Source organism: Collinsella sp. AM20-15AC (genome assembly GCF_003471405.1).
In the GTDB taxonomy this organism is placed as follows: domain Bacteria; phylum Actinomycetota; class Coriobacteriia; order Coriobacteriales; family Coriobacteriaceae; genus Collinsella.
The window spans coordinates 17,214-32,198 of the sequence record NZ_QRJA01000015.1 but is presented as its reverse complement, the minus strand read 5'-3'; the positions used below and the strand labels follow the sequence as shown (position 1 = coordinate 32,198).

12 protein-coding genes are annotated in these 14,985 nt (G+C 59.4%); all 12 read left to right on the top strand.

All coding sequences use genetic code 11. The features are described from left to right. Nucleotides 1-503 precede the first annotated feature (503 nt). The 12 genes from DW233_RS06305 (at nucleotide 504) to DW233_RS06250 (ending at nucleotide 14,971) form a co-directional block, all read left to right on the top strand. A complete protein-coding gene (locus DW233_RS06305; protein ID WP_117654800.1) occupies nucleotides 504-2,174 on the top strand; it encodes a ribonuclease J in 1,671 nt (556 codons plus the stop codon). A 1-nt stretch (nucleotide 2,175) separates the two neighbouring features. Continuing rightward, nucleotides 2,176-4,953 (top strand): DNA translocase FtsK, encoded by a 2,778-nt coding sequence (locus DW233_RS06300; RefSeq protein WP_233547956.1) that lies wholly within the window; start codon nucleotides 2,176-2,178, stop codon nucleotides 4,951-4,953. Continuing rightward, nucleotides 4,953-6,482 (top strand): RodZ family helix-turn-helix domain-containing protein, encoded by a 1,530-nt coding sequence (locus tag DW233_RS06295; protein WP_118267308.1) that lies wholly within the window; start codon nucleotides 4,953-4,955, stop codon nucleotides 6,480-6,482. The genes DW233_RS06300 and DW233_RS06295 overlap by 1 nt, the downstream gene beginning before the upstream one ends. A 26-nt stretch (nucleotides 6,483-6,508) precedes the next feature. Continuing rightward, on the top strand, nucleotides 6,509-7,006 hold the full coding sequence (locus DW233_RS06290; RefSeq protein WP_022094699.1) for a YajQ family cyclic di-GMP-binding protein: 498 nt from the start codon (nucleotides 6,509-6,511) through the stop codon (nucleotides 7,004-7,006). 27 nt (nucleotides 7,007-7,033) lie between these two features. Next, the gene (rimO, locus tag DW233_RS06285) at nucleotides 7,034-8,383 is read left to right on the top strand and encodes a 30S ribosomal protein S12 methylthiotransferase RimO (protein WP_118267306.1); all 1,350 of its coding nucleotides are present in this window, start codon (nucleotides 7,034-7,036) and stop codon (nucleotides 8,381-8,383) included. A gap of 99 nt (nucleotides 8,384-8,482) precedes the next feature. Next, complete coding sequence (pgsA, locus tag DW233_RS06280; RefSeq protein WP_233547957.1) at nucleotides 8,483-9,031, top strand: CDP-diacylglycerol--glycerol-3-phosphate 3-phosphatidyltransferase; 549 nt, start codon at nucleotides 8,483-8,485, stop codon at nucleotides 9,029-9,031. A gap of 12 nt (nucleotides 9,032-9,043) precedes the next feature. Continuing rightward, the gene (locus tag DW233_RS06275; protein WP_118267303.1) at nucleotides 9,044-9,574 is read left to right on the top strand and encodes a CinA family protein; all 531 of its coding nucleotides are present in this window, start codon (nucleotides 9,044-9,046) and stop codon (nucleotides 9,572-9,574) included. Between the two features lie 257 nt (nucleotides 9,575-9,831). After that, nucleotides 9,832-10,980: a recombinase RecA gene (recA, locus tag DW233_RS06270; RefSeq protein ID WP_022094695.1), complete on the top strand. Its 1,149-nt coding sequence runs from the start codon at nucleotides 9,832-9,834 to the stop codon at nucleotides 10,978-10,980. Between the two features lie 11 nt (nucleotides 10,981-10,991). Continuing rightward, entirely contained in the window at nucleotides 10,992-11,684 is a 693-nt protein-coding gene (locus tag DW233_RS06265) for a regulatory protein RecX (RefSeq protein ID WP_089573376.1), read from the top strand. 257 nt (nucleotides 11,685-11,941) lie between these two features. After that, complete coding sequence (gene rny / locus DW233_RS06260; protein ID WP_089573375.1) at nucleotides 11,942-13,492, top strand: ribonuclease Y; 1,551 nt, start codon at nucleotides 11,942-11,944, stop codon at nucleotides 13,490-13,492. 1 nt (nucleotide 13,493) lies between these two features. Next, the gene (locus DW233_RS06255) at nucleotides 13,494-14,579 is read left to right on the top strand and encodes an ATP-binding protein (protein WP_006235981.1); all 1,086 of its coding nucleotides are present in this window, start codon (nucleotides 13,494-13,496) and stop codon (nucleotides 14,577-14,579) included. Between the two features lie 74 nt (nucleotides 14,580-14,653). Further along, the gene (locus tag DW233_RS06250) at nucleotides 14,654-14,971 is read left to right on the top strand and encodes a stage V sporulation protein S (protein WP_006235982.1); all 318 of its coding nucleotides are present in this window, start codon (nucleotides 14,654-14,656) and stop codon (nucleotides 14,969-14,971) included. Nucleotides 14,972-14,985: the final 14 nt, after the last annotated feature.

The window sequence follows — 14,985 nt, the reverse complement described above, 5'->3', positions numbered from 1 at the left end:
CGATAAACTTTCCCCGCGGCCCCCGCCGGGAACAGCAAAAGGGCTGGTGGGTGATGCTTGCGATTTTGTCAGATGGTCTATTCAGTTTTCTTTTTTCCTGAATTGTCGATACTTTCTCTTTCGGTATATCCTCAGATAAACCCGCCCAAAATAGACCTGTCCCTTTTTGACAGGTCTGGGGCCATCGGGGGCCGGGGCGGGTTAAGTTTGTCGCGAGTTCCGCACGCAAAGGAAAGCACTTAATGTGCTTTCCGTCTTGCGCAGGACTGTAGAGCAGCAAACTTAACCCGCCCCGGCCCCCGATGGCCCCAGACCGGCGGGATAGACCAGTTCAGATGGGGCTTTGATGCATGGGTGGTCTGTTGTTGTGCAAATGGGTATCATACTGTGGTTATTGCATCGACTCTGTGATGCATGTTTGTACGTTCCCGGCGGTCGGTTTGCCAGAAGCGCCCCGTCGGTTGTTCCAGACCCGTTTCGAAGAAAGGAAACCACACTAACCTATGGCAGCTAAAAAATCATCTCCCTTGAAGATCATTCCGCTCGGCGGCCTCGACGGCATCGGCAAGAACATGACGGTCTTCGAGTGCGGCGACGACATGGTGCTCGTCGACGCCGGCCTCATGTTTCCGGATGACTCCCAGCCTGGTATCGATCTGGTGCTTCCCGACTACACCTATGTTCTGGAGAACGAGGAGAAGCTCCGCGGTATCATCGTCACTCACGGCCACGAGGACCACACCGGATCGCTTCCGTATCTGCTGCAGGACCTCAACAACAAGGTTCCCATCTTTTCGAGCAAGCTGACGCTTGGCTTTATCGAGGGCAAGCTTTCTGAGTTCCGCATCCGCGCACCTAAGTTCCGCGAGGTCAAGGGCGGCAGCCATGTCAACCTCGGCGGCATCTCGCTCGACTTCTTCTCGATGACGCACTCCATCCCCGGCGCTCTGGGCGTGTTCATCCGCACCAATCAGGGCACCGTTATGCACACCGGCGACTTTAAGCTCGACCAGACGCCCATCGATGGCGTCACGCCCGACTATGCCGCTATCAGCCGCTTTGCCAAGCAGGGCATCGACCTGCTGCTTTCCGACTCCACCAATGCCACGGTTCCCGGCTTTACCAAGTCCGAGGCCGAGGTTGGTCCCAACCTGCTGCACGCCATCAAGAACGCCCCGGGTCGCGTGTTCGTCGCATCGTTTTCGAGCCACATCCATCGTTTGCAGCAGATCTGCGATGCCGCCCGCAAGTGCGGCCGTAAGGTCGTTGTGACCGGTCGCTCCATGCTCACGAACACCCGCGTGGCGCGCGAGCTCGGTTATCTCAACATCGATGATGCCGATATCATCGATGCCTTCGATATTGATAACCTGCCTGACGACAAGATCGTCGTCATGTGCACTGGTTCGCAGGGCGAGCCGCTGTCGGCCCTGTCCCGCATGGCCAATGGCGAGCACAAGACGCTCTCCATCCACGAGGGCGATACCGTTATCCTCTCGGCAACTCCCGTTCCTGGCAACGAGAAGGCCGTCCAGCAGGTCGTCAACAGCCTGGCCAAGCTCGGCTGCGACGTGTGGGATAAGAACCGCGCTCTCGTCCACGTCTCGGGTCACGGTAGCCAGGAGGAGCTCAAGCTCCTGATGGCCATGGCCAAGCCCACGTACTTTATGCCGGTTCACGGTGAGGCCGTGCATCTGCGCGCCCATGCCCAGCTGGCCCGCAAGATGGGCATCAAGGACGACCATATCTTTATCCTCGATAACGGCGACACGCTCGAGATGCGCGGTGGTATCGTCAAGCGCGGTACGCCCGTCGAGTCCGGTGTCGTTTACGTCGACGGCCTGCGTATCGGCGATACCGACCCCATCGTCCTGCGCGATCGCCAGAAGCTCGCCAACGACGGTATGGTCACGGCCGTTGCCATCGTCTCCCTCAAACACAAGAAGATCGAGGCCATCGAGTTCTCGGGCCGCGGCGTCTCGTTTGCCATCGACGACCAGTTCTCCGAGGATGCCTCCGCGTCCATTATGAAGACAATCGAGAAGGGTAAGTTTAGCTTTACCAGCAGCGGTTCCGATGCCATTCGCAAGGCCGTGCGCGATTCGCTCTCTAACTTTATCTGGAGCCGTACGCGCACCCGTCCGATGATCATCCCGGTCGTCATGGAGGTTTAGTTTGGCGCGCGGATCTGCACAAAACGCCAAAGGCAATAAGGCCAATAACCAACCGGCATCTGCTAAGGGTGCCGGTTCCCATCTGCGTGCCAATAAGGGCCACGAGTCCGAGTTTGATGAGTTTGAGCCCTTGGTCGAGCCTTCGGCCAATCGCGATATCGCCGGTGTGGTCATCGCCGTTTTGGCGATCGCGTCCTTCATTGCCGTGATCTCTCCTGCAACAGCGCCCGTGACGGCTGCGGTTGCCGGTTTCTACCACCTGGGCTTTGGCCTGGGCGCCTACGTGCTGCCGATCGTCATCTTGCTGTTTGCCGCCACGCTCTTTTTGGGTGAGGACTCGCCGCTCAACGTGCGCTCTGTTGCGGGCGGCGCCTTGGTCTTTATCGCCGTCGTCTCCATTCTTTCGTTGATGGTGCCGGGCACGAGCGATTCGTGCGACCTTATGTTCACGCCGCAGAACCTTTCCGTGTCGGGCGGCTACATTGGCGCCTTTATCGCAAGTGCCTTGCAAAACGCCCTGGGTAAACCTATCGCCATGGTTGTCTTGCTGGGGCTTGTCGTCGTTGGTTTGGTCATTATCGGCTTTTCGGTGGGTGGCGTTTTGCGCTCCGCACGCGATCGTGCGGCAGATTTTGCCGAACGCCGTCGTTCCGATGTCAATGCGAGCCCGTGGGGCGATGAAGAGGCCCTGTCTGTTCCCGGCGTCGCTCGTCCGCACCTGAGCATTCTGCGCCAGAAGGGGACTGACGCCGCGGTGACCACGGTCATGGGTGGCGATGTCGACCCGGTTTTGGATGACGACGAGGACGATGACCCGTTTGTCGACGTATCCGAGTCGGTTGAAGCCGAGCGGGCCAAGACCACGCTGCTGCCGCGTCGCCATGTCAAGAAGGGCAAGGCTGCGCCTAAGCTCAATACGAGTGAGCCCGACCCATCTTGGTCCGATAGCGAGATTGAGCTTACCGAGGGCGATGACGAGGACGACGAGGCTCCGATTGAGACCGCAAAGACAACTTTGCTGCCGCGTCGCCATGCAAAGCGCGGCCAGGTAACCGGCCAGCTTTCGATGGAAGACGACCCCGATAAGATTGACGAGTCCGAGCCGCCGTTTGCCGTGAATCCCGTCTCGGCCGCACCTCAGATTCCCGACTTCCTGAAGCATCCCAAGGTTGCCGATGCGCCTGCCACGAGTGCTATCGAATCGGCTGCGGCTCGTGATGGGGGAGTGGACGACGGCGCCGCAGATAACGAGGGCGAAGAAGAGGACGGCCTCAAGCTTCCGCCGCTCGAAATCCTGCATGCCAACCCGCAGTCGGCTTCCGCTGCGTCTTCGGACAAGGAGCTGGAGCAGACCGCTGAGTCACTGCAATCCACCTTGCTTGAGTTTGGCCGCAGTGCCCGCGTGGTCGGCTGGATCGCCGGCCCCACGGTGACGACCTTTAAACTGCAGCCCGGTGAGGGCGAGCGTGTGAGCAAAATTTCGAGCCTCGAGGACGATATCGCGCTTTCGCTCGCTGCCCAGTCGGTGCGTATCTTTGCCCCGATCCCCGGCACCTCGCTCGTGGGCATCGAGATTCCCAACCGCAAGCGCCAGAACGTCAATCTGGGCGACGTGCTGCCCTATGTGAAGGGCGGTCCGCTCGAGCTCGCCATCGGCCGCGACGCCGAGGGCACGCCGGTTGTCGCCGACCTCGCCAAGATGCCTCACCTGTTGATTGCCGGTACGACCGGTTCTGGTAAGTCGGTGATGATCAATTCCATCATCACGACCTTGCTCATGCGCGCCCTTCCCGAGGACGTTCGCCTGATCATGGTCGACCCCAAGCGTGTCGAGCTTGCGGGCTATAACGGTCTGCCGCATCTCTATGTGCCCGTGGTGACCGAGCCCAAGCAGGCCGCGAGCGCTCTGCAATGGGCTGTGTCCGAGATGGAGCGTCGCCTGAAGGTCTTCGAGCGTCTCAACGTGCGTAAGATCTCGACCTACAACGAAAAGCAGGCTGCTGGTGAGTTTGAGCATTACGACAATCCGCCGCAAAAGATGCCCTACCTTGTCATTATCATTGACGAGCTCTCTGACCTGATGATGGTCGCCGGTAAGGATGTCGAGGCCTCGATCGTGCGTATTGCACAGTTGGGCCGTGCCGCCGGTATTCATCTTATCGTTGCCACGCAGCGCCCCAGCTCCAACGTGGTGACGGGCCTCATCAAGGCCAACATCACCAACCGCATCGCCTTTAACGTCGCCACGGGCATCGACTCGCGCGTCATCATCGACCAGATGGGCGCCGAGAAGCTCACCGGTTTGGGCGACATGTTGTTCTCCAAGGTCGACTGGGGCAAGCCCCGCCGTATCCAGGGCTGCTTTGTCTCGGATGATGAGATCAACGAGATTGTCGAGTTCGTCAAGTCGCAGAGTGAGCCAGACTACCACGAGGAGATCCTGTCTGCCGTGGCGCCCGCTTCCATGTCCATGGCGGGTGGCGGAGGCATTGTCCGCACCGGAGTAGCCGAGCCGCAAGACGATGATCCACTCATTTGGGAAGCCGCCCATATTGTGGTGGAATCGCAGCTTGGCTCCACATCTGGCCTGCAACGTCGTCTGAAGGTTGGCTATGCGCGTGCCGGGCGTATTATGGACATGCTGGAAGAAAAGGGTGTCGTCGGCCCGCCTGACGGTTCCAAGCCGCGCGAGGTCCTTTTGGACGAGGAGGGGCTTGCCGCGCTGGAATCTGTCGACGCCGAGATGGCACGTGAAGATCGTGAGTTTGGAGGATTCTGATGGCTGCACGCTTTGGTGACATGCTGCTCGAGCAGCGTCGCCGAATGGGCCTTTCCATTCAGCAGGTCGCCAACACCATCAAAATCAGGCCGCAGATCATCGAGTTTTTCGAGACCGGTAACTTTGCTTCGATGCCGCCGCGCGGCTATGCGCAGGGCATGATTTCGAGCTATGCTCGTTTTTTGGGCCTCAATCCGCGCGAGGTCGTCAATGCCTACTTTGACGACCTGATGGCATACGAACGCGAGACGTCGCAGCAGGGCGGTCGTTTTCAGGACGCCGCCGGCTACGTCAATTCGCGTTCCTCTGTCGATAACGGGCGCTTCCTGATGGTTCAGGGTGGTCGCTCAACGCGTTATGGTCAGCGTCCGCAGCAGGCTGGCTATATTACCGAGACGGGGTCCAGTGAGGAAATCCGTTCTCAGCGCGATCGTTTCCGCAGCACGCCTATGCCCGACGATCGTGCGCTTCCCGCTGCCCGCGGTGTGGTGCGCGATCCCCGTGTCGGCTACGGAGATGGCGGCTATTCCGATCGTGGCCACCGTGGTGTCTCTGCCGGTCGTGCTCTCGGCGGCTATGCGGACGCCGATGCCACGCAGGTGACGCCGCGTCTTCGCTCTCAATCACAGCCGTATGGCCAGCGCTCTTCGGCTCCGCGTGCGGGCCAGCGTGGCTATCAAGGCCGCGGTGAACTTGCGCCCCGCTCGGGTCAGCGCAGCCTTCAGGGCCAGGGTGGCTATCTCGGCCGTTCCGACAGCAATCGTGGTCGTATGCCTCAGGGAGGCGGCCGCAGCAGTTCCAGTCGTGGACGCGGCGGTTCCCGTACTCCTCAAAACAACGGTCTCGATCCGCGTATCGTCTACGCCGGCATCGGTGCCGTGGCGTTGCTGCTGATCGTGCTCATCGTGGTACTTCTGCGCGGCTGCGCATCTTCGACGCCCGAGACCACGCCCGAGACGCCCACTGCTACCAAGACGACGCCCAAGAAGTCTTCTAAGAAGACCGAAACGGTCGACGAGGACGAAGACACCGATGAGGCGACGGATGAGTCGACCGATTCGGACGCCACCAAGACGACGGCTAAAAAGGAAGAAAACGAGGTAACGAAGGTCAAGGTCTCCGTTGCCAAGGGAAAGACCGCCTGGATTGAGGTCAAGGTCGATGGCAAGTCGGTCTATGGCGCCCAGGCGACTGGCCCCTTTGAGCAGGAGTACACGCCTGAGTCCTCGATCGAGATCACCACGTCCAAGCCTTCCGATGTCACCGTTACCAAGAACGGCGAAAAGGTCCGTTACGATACCAAGACCTCGGGCGTGGCGCGTGTGACGATCACCGTTCCCAAGAAGGAGACGACTGGTTCCGAGAATGGTGAAAGTTCTGATGGTACCGACACCACCGATGGTACCGACACCACCGACGGCACCGACACCACCGACGGCACCGATGCCCAGTCCACGGATGGCGCCGATACCGCAACTGACGGCCAGACGCCCACCGATTCTACCGACTATTCGTACGATAGCTACTAATCCGCTCGTACGCGAAAGGAAACATCATGGCTAAAGATTCCAGCTTCGACGTCGTGTCCGAGGTCAACATGCAAGAGGTCGACAACGCCTTCCAGCAAACCACGCGCGAGATTTCCCAGCGCTATGACCTGAAGGATTCCGGCGCCACGATCGAGCTTTCGAAGGGCGACAAGCTCTTTACGATCAACGCCCCGGCCGACTTTGTCTCCAAGCAGATTATCGACGTGCTGAGCTCCAAGCTCATCAAGCGCGGCATCGACCTCAAGGCTGTCTCGTGGGATGCTCCGCAGGCGGCATCGGGCGGCACCGTGCGCGTGCTCGGCCATATCGTCGAGGGTATCGACCAGGCGACCGCCAAGAAGATCAACAAGGACATCAAGGACCAAAAGCTCAAGGTCAAGGTGACTATCGAGGCCGACAAGCTGCGTGTTTCCTCTGCTTCGAAGGACGCGTTGCAGACCGTGATCCAGTTCCTGCGCGACCAGGACTACGGCCAGCCGCTGCAGTTCACCAACTACCGCTAATATCATTCGAAAGGACTGCTCTCCAACATGGATACACCGTTGGGCTCCGTGCTCTACATCACCCTCGGGTGCGCTAAGAACGAGGTTGACACCGACCGCATGCGTTCTCTTTTGACCGCCGCGGGCTACGAGGAGGCATTCGACCCACAGGATGCCGATATCGCCATCGTCAATACATGCTCGTTTCTCGCCTCCGCAACGTCCGAGAGCATCGAGACCACGCTCGAGCTCGCCAACGAGGTTCAGGACGGCGTTCGTTCTTGTCCCATCGTCATGTGCGGCTGTGTGCCGTCGCGCTATGGCGACGACCTGCCTGACGAGCTGCCCGAGGTCGCTGCCTTTGTGAAGGCCGACGAGGAGGACGGCATCGTGGCGGTCATCGATGGCGTGCTGGGTGTCGAGCGTGAGATCGCTGCCTATATTCCGCAAGTCAAGCGCACTGTCGAGGGCGCCGTTGCTTACGTCAAGATTTCCGATGGCTGCAACCGCTTCTGCAGCTTCTGCATGATCCCGTATATCCGCGGTCGTTATCACTCGCGCAATGCCGAGAGCATTATCTCCGAGGTACGCGACCTGGTTGCCGGCGGTGTGCGCGAGATCGTGCTGATCGGCCAGGACACGGGTATTTGGGGCACCGACTTTGCCGACGAAGACGTCACCGATGGCTCGCCGCGCAATCTGGCGCAGCTGCTGCATGCCGTCGCCGAGTCCGTGCGCCCGCACAACGTCTGGGTCCGCGTGCTCTATCTGCAGCCCGAGGGCATGACCGACGAGCTTATCGATACGATTCGCGATACGCCCGAGGTGCTGCCTTATATCGATATCCCCGTGCAGCACTGCGACGCGCGCATCCTCAAGGCTATGCGCCGTTCTGGTTCGCGCCAGGAGCTCGAGGACCTGTTCCGCGATCTGCGTGAGCGTATCCCCGGCATCGTGATCCGTTCCACGGCCATGGTCGGCTTCCCGACCGAGACCGACGACGAGTTCCGCGACCTTATCGACTTTATGGACACCGTCGGCTTTGACTACACGAGCGTCTTTGCCTACTCGCAGGAGGAGGGCAGCCTGGCCGCTAAGATGGAGGGTCAGGTCGATGAGGAGGTCAAGCTCGAGCGCGCCCAGGAGGCCATGGACCTGGCCGAGTCGCTCGGTTTTGCCGCCACCGCCGCACATGTGGGCGAGCGCGCCCAGGTGATTGTCGACGGCATCGAGGAGACCGAGGACGGCGCCGAGCTGATCGGCCATGCTTGGTTCCAGGCGCCCGATTCCGATGGCGCGGTGCACTTGGACGCCAGCGAGGCGTCCGTGGGCGATATTCTGACGGTCGAGTTTACCGATAGCTTCTGCTATGAGCTTATCGGCCATGTTGTGGAGTAGGAGAGCATCGTGGCAAACGAGAGCAATAAGGAACTGACGAGTGTTTGGACGCCCGCCAACATCGTGACGTGCGTTCGCATCGTCTTTATCCCGGTGTTCATGATCGTGTCGGCGCTTTCTCACACGAGTGTTGCCGGTACAGATTGGAGCACCTTCGACGGCCCGCTCGCCGCCGCTGCCTTCATTCTGTATGTGATCCTGTCGTGCACCGATAAGGTCGACGGCTACCTGGCGCGCTCGCGCAACGAGATTACCGATTTCGGTAAGTTCTTGGACCCCATCGCCGATAAGCTGCTCGTGTTCTCGGCCTTGCTGCTGTTCTTGGACTTTGGCACCGTGACGGTTTGGTCCGTGTTCATCATCTTGTTCCGCGAGCTGTTGGTAAGCGCCCTGCGCATGGTTGCGAGTGCCGCCGGCGTGGTCGTTGCCGCCGATAAGCTTGGCAAGTACAAGACGGCGACCACGATGGTCTCCATCTGCGGTTACCTGTGCGTCTTTGCGATGGCCGGCTTGCACCTTGGCCCGCTGGCGCTGACGCTCGGCATCTACTCGGTGTCGCGCTTCCTGTACGCCGTTGCCGTTGTCCTGACCGTTATCTCGGGCGCCCAATACTTCTGGAACTGCCGCAAGATCGTCTTTTCGATCTAGGTCCTGGTGGGTATGACGGACTCTTTTGATCAGATTTCCGCACATAACGAGGAGCTGGCGCGTCATATTGTCGAGCGCGCGAGCGCTCGGGGCGTGACGGTTTCGACGGCTGAGTCGCTGACAGCAGGTATGATCGCCTCGACGATTGCCGATATCCCGGGCGCCTCGGTGGTGCTGCGTGGCGGTGCGGTGACCTACTGCGATGAGATCAAGCATCGCGTTCTGGGTGTTGATCAGGAGACGCTCGACCGCTATACCGCGGTGTCGCATCAGACCGCGCACGAGATGGCGGCGGGTTCGCTGGAGCTGTACCAGAGCGATATTGCAGTGAGCGCAACGGGTTATGCCGGCCCCGGCGGCGGCACTGAGGACGATCCGGCTGGCACTTTCTATATTGGCTGGGCGTATCGCGCGGCTGATGGGGAAGTGCCGGTCGTGGACTCTGTGCGCTGCCACTATGAGGGCGACCGTTCGTGTGTTCGTGCCCATGCGGTCGCGGAGGCATTGGGACGCATTGCCCTTGTGCTCAACTCTATGGAATAGACGTGTTTTCAGGGGCCTTAGGGCCCCTTAATTGTGGAGATAGGGACCCCTGACGAATTTAGCGTTTGCGCTGGTTATAGGTGTATTCTTGCCTTCCTTGTTCTTATTCGGCCCTTTGTGGTCAAGCATTTGGTCAGTGTTTGGTCGGCGTTTGGTTGGGTTTTGGAAAGACTGCCTGCATATGATTGGCCTGAACGGTTGACCACGAACAGCCGTTCGTTTATTATCGATGCAGGTTGTTAAGAGGAGGGCTATTCATGGCCAAGAATTCAGGTCCCGTACGTACCGTTCATGCTCGCACGACGGGTAAAGAGCGCGATGAGATGATCGCCACCACCAAGGCCGAGATCGAGAAGAAGTTCGGTCAAGGCTCCATCATGAGGTATGGTGACGGCGGCCCCGAGCTTGAGGTTGAGGCCATCCCCACGGGCGCTCTGGCACTCGATGCCGCTCTGGGTATCGGCGGTGTGCCGCGCGGCCGTATCGTCGAGATTTACGGTCCTGAGTCCTCCGGTAAGACGACGCTTTCGCTCGAGATCCTGGCCGAAGCCCAGGCAATGGGTGGCGTGGTGGCATTTATCGATGCCGAGCACGCGCTCGATCCCACGTATGCCGCGCGCATTGGCGTGGATATCGACGAGGTACTGATTTCCCAGCCTGATACGGGTGAGCAGGCGCTCGAGATTGTTGACATGCTCGTGCGTTCCGGCGCCATCGATGCCATCGTCGTCGACTCCGTCGCCGCGCTGACCCCGCGTGCCGAGATCGAGGGAGAGATCGGCGATACCACGGTCGGTTTGCAAGCTCGCCTGATGAGTCAGGCGCTCCGCAAGCTCGCCGGCTCGCTGTCCAAGTCCAACACGACATGCATCTTCATTAACCAGCTGCGAGAGAAGATCGGCGTCATGTTCGGCAACCCCGAGACCACGACGGGCGGCCGCGCCCTTAAGTTCTTCTCTTCGGTGCGTATCGACATTCGCCGCATCGACAGCATTAAGCTTAAGGACGAGGTTATCGGTAACCGCGTGCGCGCCAAGGTCGTTAAGAACAAGGTGGCAGCTCCGTTCCGTTCTGCTGAGTTCGACATCATGTACGGTACGGGTATCTCTAAGGAGGGCTCGATTCTGGACATGGCTGTCGAGTGCGGCATCTGCAAGAAGATGGGCTCCTGGTTTGCCTATGGCGAGGACAAGCTCGGCAACGGTCGCGAGGCCGCCAAGGCGTTCCTGCGCGAACACCCCGATTGCGCCGACGAGATTGAGCATAAGGTCCGCCTTGCCTGCGGGCTTGAGTTTGACGACGATGCTCCATCCGAGGTCGAGCTGACCGATCAGCCTGCGCCTGAGGAGTTTGACGAGCTTTACGCCATCGATGGTTCCGCCATGCTCGATGATGACGACGAGTAGCGGTTGCGCTCATGTCGTATACGGTGACCGAGGCCACGGTCGTCTTTCCCGATAAGAAGGCGGCCTCCTCGTTCTCGAGCGGGTATGCGTCCAAAAAGCCTTGCGCACATATCGATTGTGAGCTTGAGGGCGGTTTTGAGCGGTCCATTTGGATTCCCGTGCGGGTCGCGCGCCTGTATGTCAAAAACCGCCCCGATCTTCCCTGTGATTGGGACAACTTTCGTGAGGCGGTGCAGCTCGTCGAGCGTAAATGTGCACTTACCATGGTGACCGAGATGTTATCGCGCCGCGACCATGCGACGGGCGAGGTCCGTGACAAGCTGGCTCGCTACGGCTTTCACCAGACCGCAATCGATTTCGCCGTCGAGCGCGCCACCGAGTATCGCTTTTTAGACGAGAACCGCTTTTGCTCGTACTTTATCGAGGAGCGCAAGCGGCGCGGTTGGGGACAGCGCAAAATCGAGACCGAGCTCAAGCGCCGTCATGTCGTGCTCGATGACATTCCCGGTTATCCCGAGGATTATTTTGCCGTCGAAGACGATTTGGCGCGTGCGTCAGCCCTGCTCGCCAAGCGGCGTGTTCCAGAGACGCGCGGATTCGAAAAACTGGTTCGGTTTTTGATGGGCAAGGGCTTCTCGTATCATATCGCCGCCGATGCCGTTAAGGCACGTCTCGATGCCGAACGCGAGGAATGTGCGGTTTAGGCGTATGCGTTTTGTGGCCCTGCCGCTCACCGTGTTTTAGCCGCCGTGTTGGGGGCATTTATTTGACAGTTGTTGTGGTTCAACGTACGATAAACAGCGTCATTTGCTTTGTGATATGTGCTCATCTGTGATGAGTTTGTTTATATGTTTATCTGTATCCGACCCGCATAAGCTGCGCCCATATTACTCAAATGTCGCGAGCCGTTCGTAAGGACGGTTCGCTTTGTTGTGTAACGAATCCATAAAAAGGAGTGAGCATGCCTATCATCGCAGCGCTCGTTGGCATCGTTTTGGGTGCCATCGCCGCCATTGCCTACATGCGCACCGCCAAGCAGGGTAGTCTTCACGAGGCCGACGAAAAAATCCAGTCGGCACACGCACAGGCTGAGTCCCTGATCGGTGATGCTAAGCGTCAGGCCGAGACCCTCAAAAAAGAGGCTCTGCTCGAGGCTAAAGAGGAGATCATCAAGAACAAGCAGGCCGCCGAGGCCGAGGACAAGCAGCGTAAGAACGAGATTCGTACGCTCGAGAACCGCGTGATGCAGCGCGAGGAATCCCTTGATCGCCGCAACGACGCTCTCGACAAGCGCGAGCATCAGCTGTCCAGCCAGGCCGGTCAGGTCGAGAAGCGCTCCCGTGAGCTCGAGGAGCTCTGTGCAAAGCAGACCTCCGAGCTCGAGCGTATCGCCGACCTTACCCGCGAGGACGCCCACAAGGAGCTCCTCGATAAGGTTCGCGGCGAGGTCACCCACGAGGCCGCCACGATCATTCGCGAGTCCGAGCAGCAGGTTCGCGCCGAGTGCCACAAGACCGCCCAGGAGATTCTGTCTCTGGCGATTCAGCGCTGCGCTGCCGACCACACTGCCGAGGTTACCGTTACCTCCGTGCACATTCCCTCTGATGACCTCAAGGGCCGTATCATCGGTCGCGAGGGTCGCAACATCCGGACCTTCGAGCAGGTTTCCGGCGTCAACCTCGTGATCGACGACACGCCCGAGACCGTCGTTCTTTCGAGCTTCGACCCGGTCCGTCGTGAGACCGCCCGTGTCGCCCTCGAGAACCTCATCGCCGACGGCCGCATTCACCCTGCCCGTATCGAGGAGATGTATCACAAGGCCGCCGACCTGGTTCAGCAGCGCGTGCGCGAGGCTGGCGAGCAGGCTGCCTTCGATACCGGCATCCACGATCTGCACCCCGAGATCGTCAAGACCCTTGGTGCCCTGCGCTACCGTACCTCGTTTGGTCAGAACGTGCTTCAGCATTCCCTCGAGGTCTCTGATCTGTGCGGCGTGATGGCTTCCGAGCTTGGCCTGGACGTTGTGACCGCCAAGCGCGCCGGCCTGCTTCATGACCTGGGCAAGGCAATCGACCACGACGTCGAGGGCCCGCATGCCGTCATCGGCGCCGAGCTTGCCCGCCGTTATGGCGAGAAGCCCGTTATCGTCCACGCTATTGAGGCTCACCATGCCGATGTCGACCCCAACACGGTGCTCGATGTCCTGGTGCAGGCCGCCGATGCTGTCTCTGCCTCTCGCCCCGGTGCCCGTCGCGAGTCTGCCGAGAACTACATCAAGCGTCTTGAGAAGCTCGAGGAGATCGCCAACTCCCATGACGGCGTCGAACGTACCTATGCCATGCAGGCCGGTCGCGAGGTCCACGTCATGGTCCAGCCGGACAAGATTTCCGATGCCCAGTCCACGGTTCTGGCTCACGATATCGCCCATCAGATCGAGGAAGAGATGGAGTATCCCGGTCAGGTGCGCGTCGTCGTGATTCGCGAGAGCCGCGCTGTCGATATCGCTAAATAACATGAGCGACGCGAACGAGCTCATCTCATTTATCGCGTCGATGTCGGGGGAGGGCAACCTTCGCGTCGAGGAGAACCTTGGCGAGGGGTATGTCCGCCTCCGCGTTTCGGAGGCCGAGCGGCGCCAGGCTAAGCACGACATTCAGCATGTCGAGGACATCGTCATCGAAATGCTCCGTAATGCTCGCGATGCCGGCGCCGACAAGGTCTATCTCGCCACGACCAAGGAAGACGGCGTCCGCACGCTTGTCTTTCTGGATAACGGTTCTGGCGTTCCGCAGGATATGCAAGAGCGAATCTTTGATGCCCGCGTTACCTCCAAGCTCGAGAGCATGAAGATGGACCGTTGGGGCGTTCACGGTCGTGGCATGGCATTGTTTTCGATCAAGCAGAACACCGATGAGGCCCGTGTGGTCACGTCCGGCGTCGATCTTGGTTCAGCCTTCAAGGTGAGCGTTGCGGCCGACCGCCTCAGTGAGCGTGCCGATCAGTCCAGCTGGCCTCAGGCCGTCAAGGATGAGGACGGACGTTATGTCTGCGCTCGCGGTCCACATAATATTATTCGCGCTGCTTGTGAGTTTGCGCTCGAGGAGTTGCGTGGTTGCGATGTCTATCTTGGTTCTCCGTCTGAGATTGCCGCGACCCTTTATGCTCAAGCGTCAAGTCGGCTCGATACGTCTCGTCTCCTGTTCATTGATGACGAGAGCGAGCTTCCGGTTGTCGATCGTTTAGGCCTTGCTTCTGATGCCGAGGACTTTATCCGTATTTGTTCGGGTTTGGGTCTTGAGATGTCCGAGCGCACGGCCCATCGCATTTTGGCAGGGCAGATTAAGCCCGTTCGCGGTGTGACCGCGCGTCTGCTGCGCGAGCGTGATTCGTCCTCGCATGCGCCGGCTCCTGTCGATCTCGCGAAGGATCGTCGCGGGCTACGTATTGCCAAGGATGACATGGCACAGTTTTCGCGCGCTGTGGAACGCGACTTTAATGACCTTGCCGCCCGGTACTATCTCAACCTTTGCGGCGACCCAAAGATCCGTGTTTCGCGTGATCGAATCACCGTGACCTTTGATCTTGCCAAAGAGGAATAGTGCCTTTACCGAGTCCACTCGGTACGATACAGTTATTGCAGTTAAAACGTACTTTTAAATGCAGGAGTTTCTTCATGGATTGCCTGAAGGTATCAAGCAAATCATCGCCCGCGTCCGTTGCCGGCGCCATTGCCGGCATGGTCAAGGATGGTGTACCCGTCAACATCCAGTGTGTCGGCGCCGGTGCCGTCAACCAGGCCATTAAGGCCGTTGCTATCGCGCGCGGTTTTTTGATTCCAACCGGTTTTGATATTTCCTGCGCGCCCGTGTTCTCCGACATCCTCATTAACGGGGAGTCGCGCACGGCCATCCGCCTTTCTATCTACGTTCACCAGATCAATCGAGCTGCTATGGATAACGTCGTCATGGATGATGTTAAGCCTGTGGCATAGCTTTTGCTTGCCTT